The organism is Kribbella kalugense (genome assembly GCF_004365875.1).
GTDB lineage: Bacteria > Actinomycetota > Actinomycetes > Propionibacteriales > Kribbellaceae > Kribbella > Kribbella kalugense.
The window spans coordinates 2069147-2085557 of record NZ_SODF01000002.1; the positions used below are offsets into that span (position 1 = coordinate 2069147).

At 67.4% G+C, this 16411-nt stretch carries 20 protein-coding genes; 6 read left to right on the forward strand and 14 right to left on the reverse strand.

Annotated features, from left to right (window positions below):
• Positions 1–267: 267 nt before the first annotated feature.
• Together EV650_RS27675 and EV650_RS27680 are read right to left on the reverse strand one after the other, a co-directional pair.
• Entirely contained in the window at positions 268–510 is a 243-nt protein-coding gene (locus EV650_RS27675; protein ID WP_134121901.1) for a hypothetical protein, read from the reverse strand.
• A gap of 63 nt (positions 511–573) precedes the next feature.
• Positions 574–1251, reverse strand: coding sequence for an ArsR/SmtB family transcription factor (locus EV650_RS27680; protein ID WP_134121902.1), 678 nt, complete (start codon positions 1249–1251; stop codon positions 574–576).
• Between the two features lie 66 nt (positions 1252–1317).
• Between EV650_RS27680 and EV650_RS27685 the strand changes: the two genes are divergently transcribed.
• Complete coding sequence (locus EV650_RS27685) at positions 1318–1959, forward strand: flavin reductase family protein (protein ID WP_134121903.1); 642 nt, start codon at positions 1318–1320, stop codon at positions 1957–1959.
• 534 nt (positions 1960–2493) lie between these two features.
• Here EV650_RS27685 and EV650_RS27690 read toward each other — a convergent pair.
• Genes EV650_RS27690 through EV650_RS27705 form a run of 4 tightly spaced genes read right to left on the reverse strand, consistent with a single transcriptional unit; the run spans position 2494 to position 4770 of the window.
• Positions 2494–3279: an arylamine N-acetyltransferase family protein gene (locus EV650_RS27690; protein ID WP_134121904.1), complete on the reverse strand. Its 786-nt coding sequence runs from the start codon at positions 3277–3279 to the stop codon at positions 2494–2496.
• A 24-nt stretch (positions 3280–3303) separates the two neighbouring features.
• Positions 3304–3699 carry a VOC family protein gene (locus EV650_RS27695; RefSeq protein WP_134121905.1) on the reverse strand — a complete coding sequence of 132 codons (396 nt, stop codon included), beginning with the start codon at positions 3697–3699 and terminating at the stop codon, positions 3304–3306.
• Positions 3700–3715: 16 nt separating this feature from the next.
• Positions 3716–4060, reverse strand: coding sequence for an SgcJ/EcaC family oxidoreductase (locus tag EV650_RS27700; protein ID WP_134121906.1), 345 nt, complete (start codon positions 4058–4060; stop codon positions 3716–3718).
• On the reverse strand, positions 4060–4770 hold the full coding sequence (locus EV650_RS27705) for an SDR family NAD(P)-dependent oxidoreductase (RefSeq protein WP_134121907.1): 711 nt from the start codon (positions 4768–4770) through the stop codon (positions 4060–4062). The genes EV650_RS27700 and EV650_RS27705 overlap by 1 nt, the downstream gene beginning before the upstream one ends.
• Positions 4771–4879: 109 nt before the next feature.
• Here EV650_RS27705 and EV650_RS27710 point away from each other — a divergent pair, with 109 nt between their 5' ends.
• Entirely contained in the window at positions 4880–5797 is a 918-nt protein-coding gene (locus EV650_RS27710) for a LysR family transcriptional regulator (protein ID WP_134121908.1), read from the forward strand.
• On the opposite strand, the gene EV650_RS27715 is transcribed toward EV650_RS27710, so the two are convergent.
• Positions 5785–6570: a GntR family transcriptional regulator gene (locus tag EV650_RS27715; RefSeq protein WP_134121909.1), complete on the reverse strand. Its 786-nt coding sequence runs from the start codon at positions 6568–6570 to the stop codon at positions 5785–5787. The two genes, EV650_RS27710 and EV650_RS27715, sit on opposite strands and share 13 nt — an antisense overlap.
• Positions 6571–6677: 107 nt before the next feature.
• Here EV650_RS27715 and EV650_RS27720 point away from each other — a divergent pair, with 107 nt between their 5' ends.
• Positions 6678–7757: a YeiH family protein gene (locus tag EV650_RS27720; protein WP_238174483.1), complete on the forward strand. Its 1080-nt coding sequence runs from the start codon at positions 6678–6680 to the stop codon at positions 7755–7757.
• Here EV650_RS27720 and EV650_RS27725 read toward each other — a convergent pair.
• From EV650_RS27725 to EV650_RS27735, 3 genes are all read right to left on the reverse strand, one after another.
• Positions 7742–9550 (reverse strand): glycoside hydrolase family 2 protein, encoded by a 1809-nt coding sequence (locus EV650_RS27725; protein ID WP_134121910.1) that lies wholly within the window; start codon positions 9548–9550, stop codon positions 7742–7744. The genes EV650_RS27720 and EV650_RS27725 overlap by 16 nt on opposite strands.
• Before the next feature lie 91 nt (positions 9551–9641).
• Positions 9642–10352, reverse strand: a complete 711-nt coding sequence (locus EV650_RS27730) for a class I SAM-dependent methyltransferase (protein ID WP_134121911.1) — start codon at positions 10350–10352, stop codon at positions 9642–9644.
• 2 nt (positions 10353–10354) lie between these two features.
• On the reverse strand, positions 10355–10807 hold the full coding sequence (locus EV650_RS27735; RefSeq protein WP_134121912.1) for a GNAT family N-acetyltransferase: 453 nt from the start codon (positions 10805–10807) through the stop codon (positions 10355–10357).
• A 175-nt stretch (positions 10808–10982) separates the two neighbouring features.
• Between EV650_RS27735 and EV650_RS27740 the strand changes: the two genes are divergently transcribed.
• The 3 genes from EV650_RS27740 (at position 10983) to EV650_RS27750 (ending at position 12876) form a co-directional block, all read left to right on the forward strand.
• Positions 10983–11708, forward strand: coding sequence for a TRM11 family SAM-dependent methyltransferase (locus EV650_RS27740; protein ID WP_134121913.1), 726 nt, complete (start codon positions 10983–10985; stop codon positions 11706–11708).
• Positions 11709–11834: 126 nt separating this feature from the next.
• The gene (locus tag EV650_RS27745) at positions 11835–12209 is read left to right on the forward strand and encodes an ArsR/SmtB family transcription factor (RefSeq protein WP_202874944.1); all 375 of its coding nucleotides are present in this window, start codon (positions 11835–11837) and stop codon (positions 12207–12209) included.
• Entirely contained in the window at positions 12202–12876 is a 675-nt protein-coding gene (locus tag EV650_RS27750; RefSeq protein WP_238174484.1) for a cation diffusion facilitator family transporter, read from the forward strand. The genes EV650_RS27745 and EV650_RS27750 overlap by 8 nt, the downstream gene beginning before the upstream one ends.
• Here EV650_RS27750 and EV650_RS27755 read toward each other — a convergent pair.
• The 4 genes from EV650_RS27755 to EV650_RS27770 all read right to left on the reverse strand — a co-directional run bounded on the left by EV650_RS27755 (position 12844) and on the right by EV650_RS27770 (position 16377).
• Positions 12844–13728 carry an amidohydrolase family protein gene (locus tag EV650_RS27755; RefSeq protein WP_166678297.1) on the reverse strand — a complete coding sequence of 295 codons (885 nt, stop codon included), beginning with the start codon at positions 13726–13728 and terminating at the stop codon, positions 12844–12846. The two genes, EV650_RS27750 and EV650_RS27755, sit on opposite strands and share 33 nt — an antisense overlap.
• Positions 13729–13733: 5 nt before the next feature.
• Positions 13734–14969 (reverse strand): ATP-grasp domain-containing protein, encoded by a 1236-nt coding sequence (locus EV650_RS27760; RefSeq protein WP_238174485.1) that lies wholly within the window; start codon positions 14967–14969, stop codon positions 13734–13736.
• Between the two features lie 70 nt (positions 14970–15039).
• Positions 15040–15462: a nitroreductase family deazaflavin-dependent oxidoreductase gene (locus EV650_RS27765; RefSeq protein ID WP_134121915.1), complete on the reverse strand. Its 423-nt coding sequence runs from the start codon at positions 15460–15462 to the stop codon at positions 15040–15042.
• Between the two features lie 15 nt (positions 15463–15477).
• Positions 15478–16377, reverse strand: coding sequence for an alpha/beta hydrolase (locus EV650_RS27770; protein WP_134121916.1), 900 nt, complete (start codon positions 16375–16377; stop codon positions 15478–15480).
• Between the last annotated feature and the right edge of the window lie 34 nt (positions 16378–16411).

The following is a 16411-nucleotide window of genomic DNA, read 5'->3' on the forward strand; positions in this document are numbered from 1 at the left end:
CCGCTCCAGGCCCCGGTGTTCAGGGACGTGCACCGGGGCCGTTCAATGCCCCGGTGCTGTGACCTGAATGGAAGAAATTCCCGGGGATTCTGTAACACTCGGCCGTGAGCAGCGATACACCCTGTGTAACGCCACTGAGGATCCCGTCCCAGGTCGTCCGCCCGAAGGGCCTGGGGCGGGTTCCTCTCGTTCGAGGCGCCACGGCAGCGTTACATGCGAAGGCCCCCGGTGATCACACACCCGGGGGCCTTCGCACGCGTTCCCTCCCTAGGACGCTGCTCTGTTGGTCGGGCCGTCCGACTCGGGTAGGGCGATCCGGTCCGCCGGTAGGCGTTCCGTCCGCTCGTTACCGTCGTCGCCCTCGTACTGCACCAGAGCGGTCCATCCCGTCTCCTCGTGGTCGCGGCCGATCAGCCAGCCGCGACGCCAGTGACCGTCCGCGAGGATGACCACATGGCTGGGCAGAGGGAGACGGGACACCAGCTCGGTGCCGGGCTCGAACTCAGTCATGGCCGAAGGCTAGGTGCTATTGGCGCTGAGCGCCTCCTGAAAGCGTGTTCCCTCACACACTTCTCAGACTCCGGACGAGAGTCCAAACGCTTGTACGGCGCCGTTCACCTTGAGCGCACGTCCGCCTGATATATGCGTCACCCATCCGTGGTGCAACGCGTGTGAACATAACGCCGCACCGACAGCGCCGGCGATATGCGGCCGGCGTTCGGTCACGTCCAGACAGGAGCGTACGGCCGGTCGACCTCGCCGTACCTCGACCTGCACGCCGAGATCTTCCAACCAGGCTTGGCCTTCCGGCGTCAACGCGATCCCGTCCGACCAGTCGATCAGGCCACGCTCGGTCATCGCATCCGCCAGAGCGACGCCCAATCTCCCGGCCAGGTGGTCGTAGCACGTCCGCGCCCGGGCGAACGCGTCCCGCTTGCTCACCGCGGACAAACTGTTCGCAACCTCGGTACGCCGTGGTGCCAGCGCCGCAAGCCCTTCGATCAGCTCGGCCGTCTCCGGTCCGGCAAGCTTCATGTACCGATGCCGCCCCTGCCGTACCTCGGTCAGCAGCCCGCCCGCGACCAGCAGGTTGAGGTGCTCGCTGATCGTCGGCCGCGACACCTTCGCCAACTTGGCCAGCTCGGTCGCCGTCCAGGCCCGCCCGTCGAGCAACGCCAGACAAACTGTCGCCCGGGTCCCGTCGGCGAGCATCCGCGCCCAGCCCGCCAGTTCCTCACCCTCGGCACTCATACCCCCATCATGCCGCCCGGACAGTTAGGCCCCGACCGAAGTAACCCGCACCTAGCGTCGAACCACATGACCCACGTGACCATCGAACCGTCCATCCTGTACGTCGGTACGCCGGTAGCCCTCCTGAGCACCACCAACCCGGACGGCACCGTCAACCTGGCGCCCATGTCGTCCGCCTGGGCCCTCGGCGATGTCGTGGTCCTCGGAGTGGGCCTGCCCGGTCAGACCGCAGCCAACCTGCGCGCTGGATCCGACGTAGTCATCAACTACCCGTCGCCGAAACAGTGGGAGGCGGTCGAGCGGATCGCCGGTCTGACCGGGCGCTGGCCGGTGCCGGAGTCCAAACAGGAGCGTTTCCGCTACGAGCGCGAGAAGTTCGCCGCCGCGGGCCTGACCCCGGTCGCGTCCGAGCTGGTCGCCCCACCTCGGGTCGAGGAGTGCCCGCTCCAGTTCGAGGCCGCCGTCGCGCACTGCTCGATTGATGCCGAGGGCAACTTCCTGATCGCCCAGGCCCGGGTACTGCGAGTGCACGCCGACGAGCAGATCGTCGTACCGGGAACGTCGTACGTCCATCCCGGCAACTGGTCCCCACTGCTCTACAACTTCCGCCACTACTTCGGTCTGGGCGCCGAGCTGGGTGAATCCTTCCGAACCGAAACTCCCAAAACGGCCCGTTCAACAGCCCAACCCTTCGCCGAGCACCACTAGCCTCCGGCCTGAACACCTCCCGCCCGGCCCGCGGTTCGCCGAGTCGTGGCATTCGGCTGCTGAAAGGCGGTTTTGGCGACCTCAATCCACGACTCGCGCATAGGGGCACGAGCCGATCACCACGACTCGGCGCGTCGACGGCGTTGTAGACGAGCCGGTGGCGGTCGAGTTCTGAGGCGAGTGGGTTGGGGAGGATCTCCAACCCGATCCGGGCAGAAACCCTCCCCAACCCCCGATCACCATCCGAGCCCGCATCCGTTCAGCCGACCAGCGCTTCGCGGAGCACCGCTAGCACGCAGGCAGGACGTCTCAGGGGTCAACCCCGCAGGTTGCCGGTTGCGTGGCTGGATTCTGCCTCCGCAACCGACCATCCGCGGGGTTGACCCCTGACCCGAACCCCTGATCAGCTCCCGCCGTCCCGGCGAGTCGTGGGATTCGGCTGCTGAAACGCGGTTTTGGCGACGTTGATTCAGGACTCGTGGTTTCGGGGGCGAGCCGATCGCCACGACTCGGCGCGTCGCGGCGTTGTGTCAGCTAGACGTGCCGCAGACGATCGACTTCTTCGTCGTTGAGGACGACGTCGAGGGACGCGAGTACGTCGGGGAGGTCCGTCGGCGGGACGTGACGTTCGGCTGTGCGGCCGTCGGCGTACTCGGTGGTCAGGGTGTCGCCGACCAAACGTCGTACGACGCCGTCGGCAACGCGCATCACGACCGGGCGACCGGTGAACGGCGACTTCGGGTGGGTTGAGACGTAGTGGTGGTAGACCTCGTAGTCGATCGGCCGGACCGGCTCGTCGTTCGACGCGTGCTGCGGGACCCAACCGTCCGTCGTCTGCTTCGACAGCGTCCACAGGTCGCCTTCGAGCGTGAGCCGATGGTCCCAGCCGGCCTGGTCGACCACGACCCCGTCCTTCAACGGAGTCGGATAGAGCTGACCGGCCCCGAACCCGACGTCGGCCAGGAACTCCTGCCCGTCAACGCCGACCTTTAGCAGCGCGTGCGTACGTGGCCCGGCCTTGTGCGGCTGGACCCGGGCAACTCGCCGTACGACGTCGTACCCGAGCTGCTCGAGCGCCGCCCCGAACAGCAGCGCGTGCTCATAGCAATAGCCCCCGCGCTGCCGCCCGACCAGCTTCGTCTGGATCGCATCGAGGGCGATCCCCGGATGCGTCCCGAGGATCACGTCGATGTTCTCGAACGGAATCGCCAGCACGTGCGCCCGATGCAAACGATGCAACGCATCAGCCGACGGCGCCACCCGCTCCTGCCCGATCCGGGCGAGATAGGCGTCCAGGTCGAGGCTCTCGATGTTCCACATGCCCGCTACCTCAACACTTCAACATCACTTGAGGTCAAGCTCGGTGAAGAGGGTCAGTTGGATGCCGCCGGGGGTTTCGAGGCGGGCGTTGAGCGAGTTCCATGGTGTCCGGGTCGGCTGCGCGATCACCGTGGCGCCGGCGTCGACCAGTTGCCGTGTGGTGGCGGCGGAGTCCTCGACCTCGAGTGCGACGCGGTACTTCCCGGCCACCCGTCGGCCGACCTCGACCTCGTCGATGAACTCCGCCTGCCCCGGGTCGGCGATCTCGAGCGTGGCGCGTTCCACCTCCAGGATCGTCACCCGCCCGTTCTCCGAGGAGTACGACGCGCGCTCGGGCAGCCCGAGTACGTCGCGGTAGAACACCACCGCCTCGTCGTAGTCCTCCGCCGTCACGACCAACCGCAGCTCTTTGACCGTCATCCGCCCAGTATCAGGTCTACAGCCGAGACACCTGGTAGTGGGAGATCAGCCAACCGTCATCGGTCCGCCGAAGGATGATGCTGAGGTTGACCGTCACCGTCGCCCGGTCGGTGAAGGTGAAGTCGACGGTGAAGTACCCGAGGACCGCATCCTCTGCCAGGCGGCGGGTTTCGAGCAGTTGGTACTTCGGGGACATGCCCACGGGCTGCGAGTCGTAGTACTCCGCGATCGCGGTCCGGCCCACGCCGTACGGATGCAGACCTTGGAAGATCGCGTCCTCGGTGAAGAGAGTCGCGGCGCGCTCCGAATCGTGGTCGTCGATAGCGGACTTCCACTGGGTCAAGACGTCGTCCAAGATCATCAGTGACCTGCCTGCTGTCCGCCGTCGACGTGCAGGACCTCGCCGGTGACGAACTTCGCGCTCTCCAGGTAGGTGACCGCGTCGACGATCTCCTCGATCTCGCCCATCCGGCCGATCGGATACAGCGCCGCCAGGAACTCGAGCGTCTCCTCCGGATGCATCGGCGTACGGATGACACCTGGCGCGACCGCGTTGAACCTGATCCCACTCGCGGCGTACTCCGTGGCCAGTGACCTGGTGACTGCGTTCAGTCCGCCCTTGGTCAGCGAGGCGAGCGCCGACGGGACCGTGCTGTAGGCGTGCGTGGCGAAGCTGGTGGTGATGTTGACGACGTGGCCGCCGTCCTCGTTCTCCAGCATCGCCGTGACCGCGCTCCGGGTGGTGTCGAAGAAGCCGCGCAGGTTCACGCCGGCGATCCGGTCGTAGTCCTCGTCGGTGTACTCCGTGAACGGCTTGGCCAGGAAGATGCCGGCGTTGTTGACCAGGCTGTCGATCCGGCCGAACGCGTCGAGGCCCTGCGCGATCACCCGGGCGCCGACGCCCGGCTCGGCGATGTCGCCGGCGACGGCCAGCACGGACGGGTCGTCGGAGGGCGTGATGCTGCGCGAGTTCGCGACGACGGCGTAGCCGAGCTTGCGGTACGCCGTGACGAGGCCGGCGCCGATGCCCTGGGAGGCCCCGGTGATCACGGCGACTTTGCGGTGGTTCATGGTTCTCACTTTCTGGAAGGTGATGTACTTCGATCGTTGTCGAACCACCTGAGGTTTTCCACGACCGGCTTGCTCCCAGCTCGGAGGCTCGGCCTACTAGGCTGCGGACGTGGAGCTGCGGCAGTTGCGGTACTTCGTGGCGGTCGCCGAGGAACTGAACTTCGGTCGGGCCGCGACCCGGCTGCGGATCGCCGGGCCGTCGTTGTCGCAGCAGATCAAGTCGCTCGAGCGGGATCTCGGCGTACGGCTGTTCGAGCGAGACCGTCGTACCGTGGCGCTGACGGCGTACGGGGAGACGCTGCTGCCGCAGACGCGGGCGTTGCTCGAGCAGGCCGACGCGTTGCGGCGTACCGCGCGAGGCTTCGCGGCGAGCGAGCCGGTCCGGTTGGGGTATGTCAGCTGGCGGCCGTCGGATCTGGCTGAGCGGGTGTCCGGGGTTGCGCAGTTGCTGGTCGACACCTGGGTGATGCCGTCGCACACGCAAGCCGCGCGGGTGGCCGACGGCAGCATCGACCTGGCCATCTGTTGGGTGCGCGCGACCGACTTGGCCGAGCAGTCGCTGGCCGGACAGTTGCTGGGCGCGGATCGGTTGTTCGCGGTGTCGAGCGGTGACGAGTCGGCGGTGCGGGCGCGGGACACGGTCGTGCTGGTTGACGCGGACACCGAAGCGTGGGCCTCGTGGAACATCTACGCGGTCGAGTTCGCCCGCGCGACCGGAGCCACGGTCGAGCGGATCGAGGATCACGGCATCACCGGACCGGCGTACTTCGATCACGTACGACGGTTGGGCCGGCCGGTCGTGACCTCGCCGAAACGGGACACGACTCCGTTGCCCCGCGGCTTCGTCCGACGGGCGGTGATCGACCCGGTTCCGGTGTGGACGTGGGCGTTGGTGTCACGGCAGGGCGAGGCGCGTCCCGCCGTACTCGCGGCTGTCGAGGCTCTGACTCGGGACGTGAAGCTCGACTTGGAACCCGGGGTCTGTTGGCTTCCGGCAGACGACCCGTTCCGTAGTTACCAGGCCTGAGTCAGTGCGCTGCCGCCGGGTGCTGGGGTGAGGCGGTAGCCGGTGTTGGCCGAGAACTCCGCGGACAGGCCGAAGCGGTCGCCGCGGACGAGCGTGTGCCGCCACTCGACCGGCCGGTTCTGGGACATCCCCTGCCGGTTGATCGAGAACGCGGCGGCCTCGGGCGGGCAGTGCAGGAGGGTGCGTTCGGCCGGGGTCGGGTTGACTGCGCGGATGTCCTCGCGGCCGTGGTCAAGGGTGATGCCGGTGCGGACGGACAGCTCGTTGTAGAGGCTGGTGTGGGTGAAGTCGGCGTCGAGGAGCGGTTCGGCCAGCGTGGCGGGCAGCCAGACCCGGTCGAGGGCGAGCGGCTCATCACCGGCGTACCGCAGGCGCTCGAGGTAGAGGAGCGGGATCGATCCCTCGAGCTCGAGGCGGGCGGCGATCACGCCGTCGGCGCGGACGTCGAGCGCGCGTACGACGCTGCGCTGGGGGAGACCGGATTCCTCGACCGAGGAGAACAGACTGTAGAGCGCACCCATCGGCTGTCGGATCTCCGGCGCTGCCGCGACTCGTGGCTGGCGACCGCGCTCGGCGACGATCAGCCCGTCGGTCCGCAGTTGCCCGAGTGCCTGGCGAACGGTATGCCGGCTGACGGAGTACTCCTCGACCAGCGCGAGCTCACCCGGAAAGGCGTCGTCGAACTCGCCGGACCGCAATCGCCGGACCAGATCCCCCTGCAACTGCTTCCACAGCGGTTCCCCAGCAGCACGGTCCAGCCTGGCCACACTCATCCGTTCCTTCCGGGTTGCCAAATGTCCGGTCATCTCCTACCGTAAATGTGCGTACATTTCCGCAGGAAGGATCCGGTCCAGTGGTGCACATTGAGGTTAGGCCACCCGTGGCCCCTACCGCGCCGACTCCCGCTGGACCATCCGGTCGCCTCCTGTCACGGCTGCCCGGCCTCGGCATCGTCTTGGCGCTGACCGCCATCGCGGTCCCGCTCGGCCGCCTCGTTCCCGTGGTCGGCGGGCCGGTTTTCGGGATTGTGCTGGGAGTGCTCGGCGGTGTGCTCATCCCGGCGTTCCGCAGCGAGACGTGCCGCCCCGGCTACGACTTCGCCTCGAAGACGCTGCTTCAGCTGTCGATCGTCGTACTCGGAACTGGCCTGTCTCTCCAACAGGTCGCGCGGGTCGGCATCTCGTCGTTGCCTGTGATGCTCGGCACCCTCGCGCTCGCCCTTGGTGGAGCCTGGTTCTTCGGGCGGCTTCTCGGCGTACGCGGAGATACTCAAATCCTCATCGGCGTGGGTACGGCGATCTGCGGCGGATCCGCGATCGCGGCCGCAACGGCCGCCATCGGCGCCAAGCGTTCGTCGACGGCCTACGCGCTCGCGACGATCTTCACCTTCAACATCGTCGCCGTACTGACGTTCCCGCCGATCGGCCACCTGCTCGGGATGAGCTCGGAAGCCTTCGGCCTCTGGGCGGGTACGGCGGTCAATGACACCTCGTCCGTCGTCGCGGCCGGCTACGCCTACAGCCAGGCCGCCGGCGACCAGGCGATCGTGGTGAAGCTGACCCGCTCGCTGACCTTGATCCCGATTGTGCTGACGCTGGTCGCGCTGAAGATCCGGCGTGAGAACCGCGCCGCTCGCGCACTCGACGCCGCGTCGGAGGGTTCGTACGAGGGCGCGACGGCGTCGATTCGCCGGCCGTTACCGTGGCGCAAGCTCGTCCCGCTGTTCCTGATTGGCTTCATCGCGACCGCGGGCCTCCGCAGCGCCGGCGTCGTACCGGAAGCCTGGCTGCCGACCCTCAGCCTGATCAGCAGCATCCTCATCACCGCGGCGCTCGCCGCGATCGGCCTCTCGCTCCGCCCGCGCGAGCTGCGCGACGCAGGACCCAGGCCGCTCCTCCTCGGAGCAATCCTCTGGGTCCTGGTCGCGGTCGGCTCGCTCGTACTTCAGTCTTTCTCGTAAGCGGCCTTGCGGTCCTGGATCGCCTTGATCCGCGGTACGTCTAGCTTGTTGCTGCGGTCGAAGTTGTAGACGCCGTTCTCTTCCTGGAAGACGTCGGTCAGCTGCGTGTAGCAGTAGCCGAACATCAGTTCGTTGTCGAGCAGCGCGTCGACCAGACCGGCGAAGCGGGTGTAGAACTCCTCCTCGTTCGCGACCCGCTGGCCGTAACCCCAGGAGTCCGCGGAGTTCCCACTCTTTCCGGCGGCCGCCTTCTCCTCGTTCCACCAGATGCCGCCGAACTCACTGCAGAAGTACGGCTGACCGTCGTACGCGAGGGAGATCGGCTTGCCCTCGGGCCCGCCGGTGTTCCCGTACGGCTTGTCGTTCACCAGGTCCGCCATCTGCTTGGCGAACTCGGCCGGGTCCTGCTCGTAGTTGTGCGAGTCCCAGACGTCGGTCTCCGGCACGCGGTGGCTGTAGCCGGACGCGTCCAGCACCGGACGGCTCGTGTCCGCGGCCTTCGTAGCAAGGAACATCGCGCGGGTGACGTCGTCGAGCTGGGTGATGCGGTCGTGCAGGAGCTGGTGCGTCTCGTTCAGCGGGCACCAGCCGACGATGCTCGGGTGGCTGTAGTCCCGCTCGACCGCCTCCAGCCACTGGCCGACGTACGACGCCGTTGGTTGCTGGTTGTCGTCGCCGGTGTGACCGACCCCGGAACCCCAGTCGCCGAACTCGCCCCAGACCAGGTAGCCCAACCGGTCCGCGTGGTACAGGAACCGCTCCTCGAACACCTTCTGGTGCAGCCGTGCACCGTTGAATCCGGCCGCCAGACTGAGCTCGATGTCGCGGACCAGCGCCTCCTCGGACGGCGCGGTCATCAGACTCTCCGGCCAATACCCCTGGTCAAGAACGAGCCGCTGGAACACGTGCTTGCCGTTGATCAGGATCGCCTTGCCGTTGATGCTCACCGACCGCAGACCGGCGTACGAGTCGGCGGCGTCCGCGATGTTGCCTTCGGCATCGATCAGCTCGAGGTGTACGTCGTACAGGTGCGGGTCGGTCGTGTCCCACAGGCGGACGCGATCGGCCGGAACCTGCAGGGTCAGGCGCGGAGCGAGGTCGAGGTCGGCGCGTACCTCGGCCGTGGTGACCTCGCCGTCGGCGTCCTTGAGGATGGCGCGGATCTTGTAGCCGGCCTTGTTCGCGGACACCGGTACTTCGAGGTGGAAGCTGGAGCCGGCCACGTCCGGAGTGATCCGGGGGCGCTTCAGGTGCACCGTGGGTACCGCTTCCAGCCAGACCGTCTGCCAGATGCCGGTCGTCCGGGTGTAGAGGCAGCTGTGGTTGAAGTACAGCTGGCTCTGCTTGCCACGCGCCTGCGGGCCGCGGTGGGTGTCCCGCGCGCGGACGACGATCGTCGCCTCCTCGCCCGGGGCCGCGACGTGGCGCAGGTTCGCGCTGAACGGCGTGAACCCGCCACGGTGCCGGACGACCTCGACGCCGTTCACCCAGACGGTCGCGTCGTGGTCGACGGCCTGGAAGTGCAGCACGGCCTCCTTGCCGGCCCAGTCCGCGGGGATCGTGACGGTGGTGCGGTACCAGACCGCCTCCATGAAGTCGACGTCCTCGATCCCGGACAACTCCGACTCCGGCGCGAACGGTACGACGATCCGCTGCGTCAGCTCGCGCTCCCGCAGCCCGCGCTCCAGCCCGGAGTCCGACCGGTCGATCTCGAACTGCCAGTCACCGTTCAGATTCACCCACTCCGGGCGAACGAACTGCGGACGCGGATACTCCGCACGAGGCTGCGACATGAACTCTCCCGTAGTGCTGATCTGGGTGGGGACAGCACGACAGTACAACGTTGGAATAACCCCAGCAACGGTCTGTTCACACCGCTCGAGTTCACTTCGTGGTGAAGAGGGCGGCGTTGAGGAAGTTGGGGGCGAAGGTGTTGGGGCGGTCGGGGTTCACGGCGCGGAGTTCGACGGGGGTGAGGGTGCCGAAGATGGTGCGGAGGTCGTCCAGGGAGAACGTCATGCCGCCGTACGTGTCGCCGGTGGTGACGACGTCGAGGTCGCTGGGGGTCTCCATCTGTTCGGCGGCGAACGTGACGATCGCGAACCGGCCGCCGGGGCGGACCAGCGGGAGGACCCGCTGCAGGTAGGTGATCCGGCGATGCGGCGCGATGTGGTGGAAGCAGCCCGAGTCGTACACCAGGTCGAACGGGCCTTCCGGCAGCGGATCGCGCAGTACGTCGAGCGCCGTCAGCGTGACCTCGGCCGGCATGGTCGGCCGGAGCGTGTCGAGGAGATCGGTCGCGAGGTCGATGCCGTGGACCGTCGCTCCCTGCTCGGCGAGCCAGCGGGTGTTGCGCGCTCCGCCGCAGCCGACGTCGAGGACCCGAGCGCCGGAGAGATCACCGAGGAGACCACGGTCGTGCCAGTCGACCAACGGTTCGTCGGGGAGCTGGGTTGCGAGTGGATGCCCGGGCGTCGTCAACAGCCCGGTCCAGTACTCCGCGGCGGAGGCTTCAGACCGATCACCCCGACCGCTCGCACTCACCACCTGATCGAGAACTTCGAGCAATTGATCGACCGTATAGATGCGCGCCATCCTCAGAGTGCCTTTCCGTAGCAGCGGGTTCGGGGCTCGTTGATGTACTTGCCCCAGGGAGCGATCCGCACGTAGCCGCTCGACTCGTAGAGCGCGATCGCCTCCGGCTGTTGCTCCGCAGTGGTCAATCGCAGGAACGGATGACCGGCCGATCGGGCCACCTCTTCGAGTCCGGCGAGCAATCTGCGTGCATACCCTCTGCCGCGGGCGGCCGGCATCACGTACACCCTCTTGATCTCTGCATCGCCCGGATGAGCAGTGTCCGGCCCGAATACCTGTACGGCGCCACACCCGACAGCCTGTCCGGCGTCGTCGAGCGCCACGAAGTACCGTGCACCGTCCTTGACCTGCGTCCGTCCCTCGGCCCCGTTCCGCGAGACGAGCTCGTCGAACGCGGCCTTCAACAGGACGGCCAGCTCCGCGTCGTCGGTCGGCCGTTCCTCCACGTCTGCCATCCGCCAACAAAATCAGATGAGGACCGGTGGCGCGACCCAATACCCTGCCATCGATGTCGTGTTTCTGAAGGCGTAGGTACGACCGTGGCCGGCTCCGGACGGAGTCGGCCGGCTCTGTCGTGCGTGCGCCGCGCTCCGACTGTTCTGTCGATCGCGAGCCTTCAGGAGCATTGCTGTGCCCGACCTTGTCCTGCGCACCATCGATGGCGCCGCCGACCTCCTCTTGGAGGAGTTGCGCGCTATGTCCTCGGTCCGTTCTGTCCAGGAGTTGTCCGCCGAGACTGTCGCCTGCACGGTCGACGGTCCACTGGACGAACTCCTCGCCTGCGGCCTGTACTTCTCCGCCGGTTCGCTGACCTGGATGCGGCGGTTCGGCCCGCTGGAACGGTTGCCGTGGTCAACCAACCCGGTGGTCGCCGAGGTACTCGTCCGGCTGGCGAAGATCCGGCCTGGCCACCAGGTGATCGACCCGTTCTGCGGAACGGGAACCATCCTCCTCGCAGTACGCCGTCGCGCACCGGCCGCCCAGGTCGCAGGAACGGACCACGATCCGCACGCACTCGAGATCGCGACCAGAAACGGGGCGCGAGGTCTCGCGAGAGCCAGGGCCGACGCCCTGCCGTTCAAGGACAGGAGTGTGGACCGCGTCGTCACGAATCTCCCGTTCGGCAAACAGGTCGGTAGTCATCACCTCAACCGCACCCTGTACCCGGCCGTGCTGTCCGAGCTCACCCGAGTCCTGACCCCAGGCGGCCGCGCCGTCCTCTTGACCGAGGACAAACGCCTGCTCCACAAGGCAATCCAGCCTGTGCGGGCACTCAAGATCGTCCGCGAGCGCCTCCTCAAATACAACGGAGCCACCCCCACCGCCTACGTCCTCACCCGCCCGCGCCGAGGGTGAGGCGGACCGCCATGCACGCAGAACCCCTCAAACAGGGCGTCTAAGAGCGGTCGGGACGGGGTTCTGCATGCGTGGCGGTCCGCCCCCCTGCATACGGGCTGAGCTGAAGTGCGATAACATCGCCGGATGGCGATGAGTGTGGTGGATGAGACTGAGGCCCTCGCGGTGGCGGGGTGTTTGTTTCATGGGTTCAGTGATGCGTCGCGGTTGGCGATCGTGCGGCACTTGGCGGCGGGGGAGCATCGCGTCGTCGATCTGACCGAGCACCTCGGGCTGGCGCAGTCGACGGTGTCCAAGCATCTGGCGTGTCTGCGGGACTGCGGTCTTGTCGAGTCGAGGCCGCAGGGACGGGCGTCGATGTTCCGGCTGTCGCACCCCGAAGCCACGATGGACCTGCTCGCCGCGGCCGAACGCCTCCTCGGCCTGACTGGCGACGCCGTCGCGCTCTGCCCGAACTACGGACTGAACCACGACCCCGCCGACGGGCCGAGCCGTGCCTGAGCCGCTGCAGCTCGGCGCCGCCGCGTCCGCCTGGGTAGTCGACCCCGCCGCCAGACGCCGGCTGGGACGTCGCGCCCAGCTCCTGGCCGGCGCATCCGTTGCCTACAACGTGATCGAGGCCGTCGTCGCAATCACGTCCGGCCTGGTAGCCGGCTCCGTCGCCCTGGTCGGATTCGGTCTGGACTCGGTCGTAGAGGTCTCCAGCGGCCTGATCATCCTCTGGCAGTTCCGCCATCCCCTGCCCGAGTCGCGCGAACGCCGAGCCCTACGACTCCTAGCGTTCTCGTTCTTCGCCCTCGCGGCGTACGTCGGCTTCGAGTCGATCCGCACGTTGATCACCGGCGCCGACCCGCACACCTCCCCGGTCGGTATCGGCCTCGCCATCGCGTCCCTGATCGTGATGCCGTTCCTCTCCTGGGCGCAACGCCGTACCGGAAGAGCCCTCGGCTCGAACGCGGTAGTCGCCGACTCAACCCAGACCCTGCTCTGCACGTACCTGTCCGCAGTCCTCCTGGTCGGCCTACTCCTCAACGCCACCCTCGGCTGGTCCTGGGCGGACCCCATCGCCGGCCTCATCATCGCCGCGGTAGCGGTCCGCGAAGGCGTCGAGGCCTGGCGCGGCGAGGGCTGCTGCTCACCTCTCGGCGGCACCTGCAAGGCCGAGTAGGCGCGCGCCGTTGTCCCAGCAGACCGATCGCAACCAGTCGTCGCCCAGGTCCAGCGCCTCAAGAGCCTCGAGCTGGACGGCGTACTCATAAGGGATGTTCGGGAAGTCCGACCCCAGCACGATCCGGTCCTGCAGCTCACCCAACCGCGGGATCAACTCCCGAGGGAACGGCATCATCGCTTCGGTGAAGGGGGTCAGCGCCATCGTCGTGTCGAGGTGGACGTTCGGGTACGACGTGAGCGCCAGATGCTCGGCGTACTCCGGCATGCCCAGGTGAGCGATGACTGCGGTCAACCGCGGGTGCCGCCGCAGCACCTCACCCATCGGCCCGGGTCCGGTGTGTCGCCCGCGGATAGGCCCCGACCCGCAGTGCACCACGACCGGTACGCCGGCCTCCGACAACTGACCCCAGACCTCGTCGAGCTCGTCGGACCGCGGATCGTAGTCGCCCACCTGCACGTGGACCTTGAAGATCCGAGTGCCCAACTCCAAGGCCTCGCGGACGTAATCAGCCGCTGAAGGCTCGGGGAAGAACGTCCCGCTCGACACACACCCAGGCGTGACAGCCGCGAAATCCCTGGCCCACTCGTTCAAGGACGAAGCCATCCCCGGCTTGTGCGGGTACACCAGCGCCGGAAACGCCCGCACCCCCAATGCGTCCAGCGTCTTCAACCGTTCCTCGACCGACGTCCGGTACGTGATCGGCCACTCGGTCCCGTAATGCTCACCGGCCTGGTCGAAGTACGCCCAGACCGCGTTCATCACCCGATCCGGCAGAAAATGCACATGCACATCGACCAGCCCGTCCAACTGGAGCCGCCGCCACCACGCCGGTACTTCCGCATCACGCACGCCCTCTAGCCTGCCTGATCCGCCACCCACAGGTCGGTCAGGCCCTTGAAGTGGGCGAAGAACTTCTCCTGTTCGTGCGCCGGGTACGTCGCGATGACGGTCTCGCGGAGCAACCTGGCGAAGTCCGGCCCGGCAACCCAGTCTCGAACCCGGAGGTCGAAGTCGCCGAGATGGGCGGCGCACCATTCGTGGTACTTCGCGGTTTCGAAGTGCTCGTCCGCCAGCGCCAGGTACGCGTTCAGCTTGGCGTCGTAGTCCAACGAGGTGTCGTCCGCGATCTCGAAGTACCGCTCGGTGTGCAGGTCGACCTTGCTGCGCCGGCCGGTCGCGAGCGAGAACACCGACCACTTCACCAGCGCGCTGATCGCCCACGGGAAGTAGTAGTGCAGCGACGTCACAGCGACGTCCGGGCAGGCGTTGGCGTAGTCGATCGGGTAGACGTCGTCGCCCTTGACCAGCATCTCGCAGGAGTTGAACTCCCAGCCGAAGAACGCGTTCACGATCCGGCTGATCGCCACCGTCTGGTGCCCGGCGGACGGACTCAGGAAGTCGTGTGACACGGCGTACCGGTTGTGCATCGGCTCGTCCGGGCGGAAGTCCATCACCATCGTCTCGGCGCCGATCGACAGCGCCCGGGCGAACTTGTCGTACTCGACCGTGGCCTGCAGGTGCATCAGCATCTCGCCGGACTCGTCGTACGCCTTGTGCAGGTCGTCCTGGTTGTTGATCCGGGATACGCCCCGCCAGCCGCCGCCGTCGAACGGCTTCATGTACATCGGGTAGCCGAGATCGTCCGCGATCGCGTCCAGGTCGAAGGGCTTGTTGTACTTCGACGACGTGTAGGCCCAGCGGACGTTGTCGAGCGGGTTCTTGAACGGCACCAGCACGGTCCGCGGGATCTTCAGTCCGAGTCGGAGCATCGCGCAGTACGCCGAATGCTTCTCCATCGACTGGAACGTGAACGGCGAGTTGAGCAGGTACGTGCCGTTCATCAGCGCGGCCTTCTTCAGCCACTCGCGCGGGTGGTAGTACCAGTACGCGAGCCGGTCGATCACCAGCCCGACCCGGACCGGGTCGTTCAGGTCGAACGGCTCGATGGTCAGTCGCCGGGACCCGAACTCGTGCTCGCCCCCGTCCACGGCGACCGGGCCGACGCGCTGCAGTAACGCCTCGAACGCCTGCGGCCAGTCCTCCTCGGCCCCGAGCAACAACCCGATCAGATGGCGAGAGCGGTCGGCCACAGTCATCCTCCGTACGTCGGCGTCCTCTGAGACTAAGGACGATCCGCTCGCGCGTCGACTGGCGACCTCGCTACACCTGCTTGAGCTCCAGCACGGGGATGGTGCGGATCCCGGCAGTCTTGACCTCGTACTCCGCGAATCCCGGGTAGCGCTGGGCTTGTACGGCGTACACGCGGTCCCGTTCGTCGCCGGTCAACTCGCGGACGGCCACGTTATAGGTCTCGGTCCCGCGCTCGATCGTGCCCTCGCCGGCGGCGATCAGGTTGCGGTACCAGTCCGGGTTGGTAGGTGCCCCGCTTTTGCTGGCGAAGACGTAGACCGTCGTCTCCGGATCGGCCTCGTCCGCGAGATACATCATCGGGGTGACGTACTCCGTGCCGCTCTTGCGGCCGCGGGTGTGCAGCAGGGTCACCGGAGCGCCCTCGAACGGTCCGCCGACCTTGCCCTCGTTCGCGCGGAACTCGTCGATGGTCTGGCTGTTCCAGTCACTCATACGGAACTCCTTGGGTTAGGCGACGACGTCGAGACGTGCCGACAGGAACTGCCCGGCCCGGTCCAGCGCCGCGGCGGCTTCGTCGAGGATCGGGTGATATGCCTGAAAAACGTGGGGTACTCCGGGTACGACGTCGAGCGTAACCTCGACGTCCGCGAGGGCCGCCGCGCGAGCGAGCCGGAGCGCGTCGTCGAGCAGGACCTCGTGGGACCCGACCTGGATGATCAGCGGCGGCAGGCCGGACAGGTCCGCGAAGATCGGGCTGATCAAGGGGAGTCCGGCATCCTGCCCCGACGTGTAGTCGGCGACGCGGGCGCTGAGCGCCTCAGGGCTGAGCAGCGGGTCGGCATCGCGCCTGCTCTTGATGGTCTCGCCGGCCAAGGTCAGATCGACGTACGGCGACATGGCGTACGCCGCGGCCGGCAAGGGCAGCCCGCGATCGCGCGCGTTGACCATCGTGACGACCGCGAGCCCGCCGCCGGCAGACTCTCCCGCGAAGATAACGTCCGCGGGATCCGTGCCGCTCTGCAGGAGGGCTTCGTACGCGGCCAGCGCGTCGTCGACCGCCGCCGGATACGGGTGCTCGGGCGCGAGCCGGTAGTCGACGGAGATGGCCTTCGCGCTGGTACGTCGGCCGACCTGCGCGGCCAGGTCAGCGGAGAGGGCCGCGTCTCCGAGCACGTACACGCCGCCGTGGAAGTACAGGACGATATGGCGAGGCTCGACCCCGTCGACCGTGACCTCGGCCGTCGGTACGTTGCCCAGCGTTGAGGTGGTCACGGTCAGGTCGGGCGGCAGCGGCTGCGCCGACAACAGCTCCCGGAGCAACCGGCGCTGCTCGTCGACGCTGGTGTCGGCCGGGATGGTTCCCTGCCGAAGGATCGCGTCGAGCGTCTCTTGCTGTTTGATGCTCACGCCCTCGAGTCTTGCCGTCGGGCCAGTGAGCGGA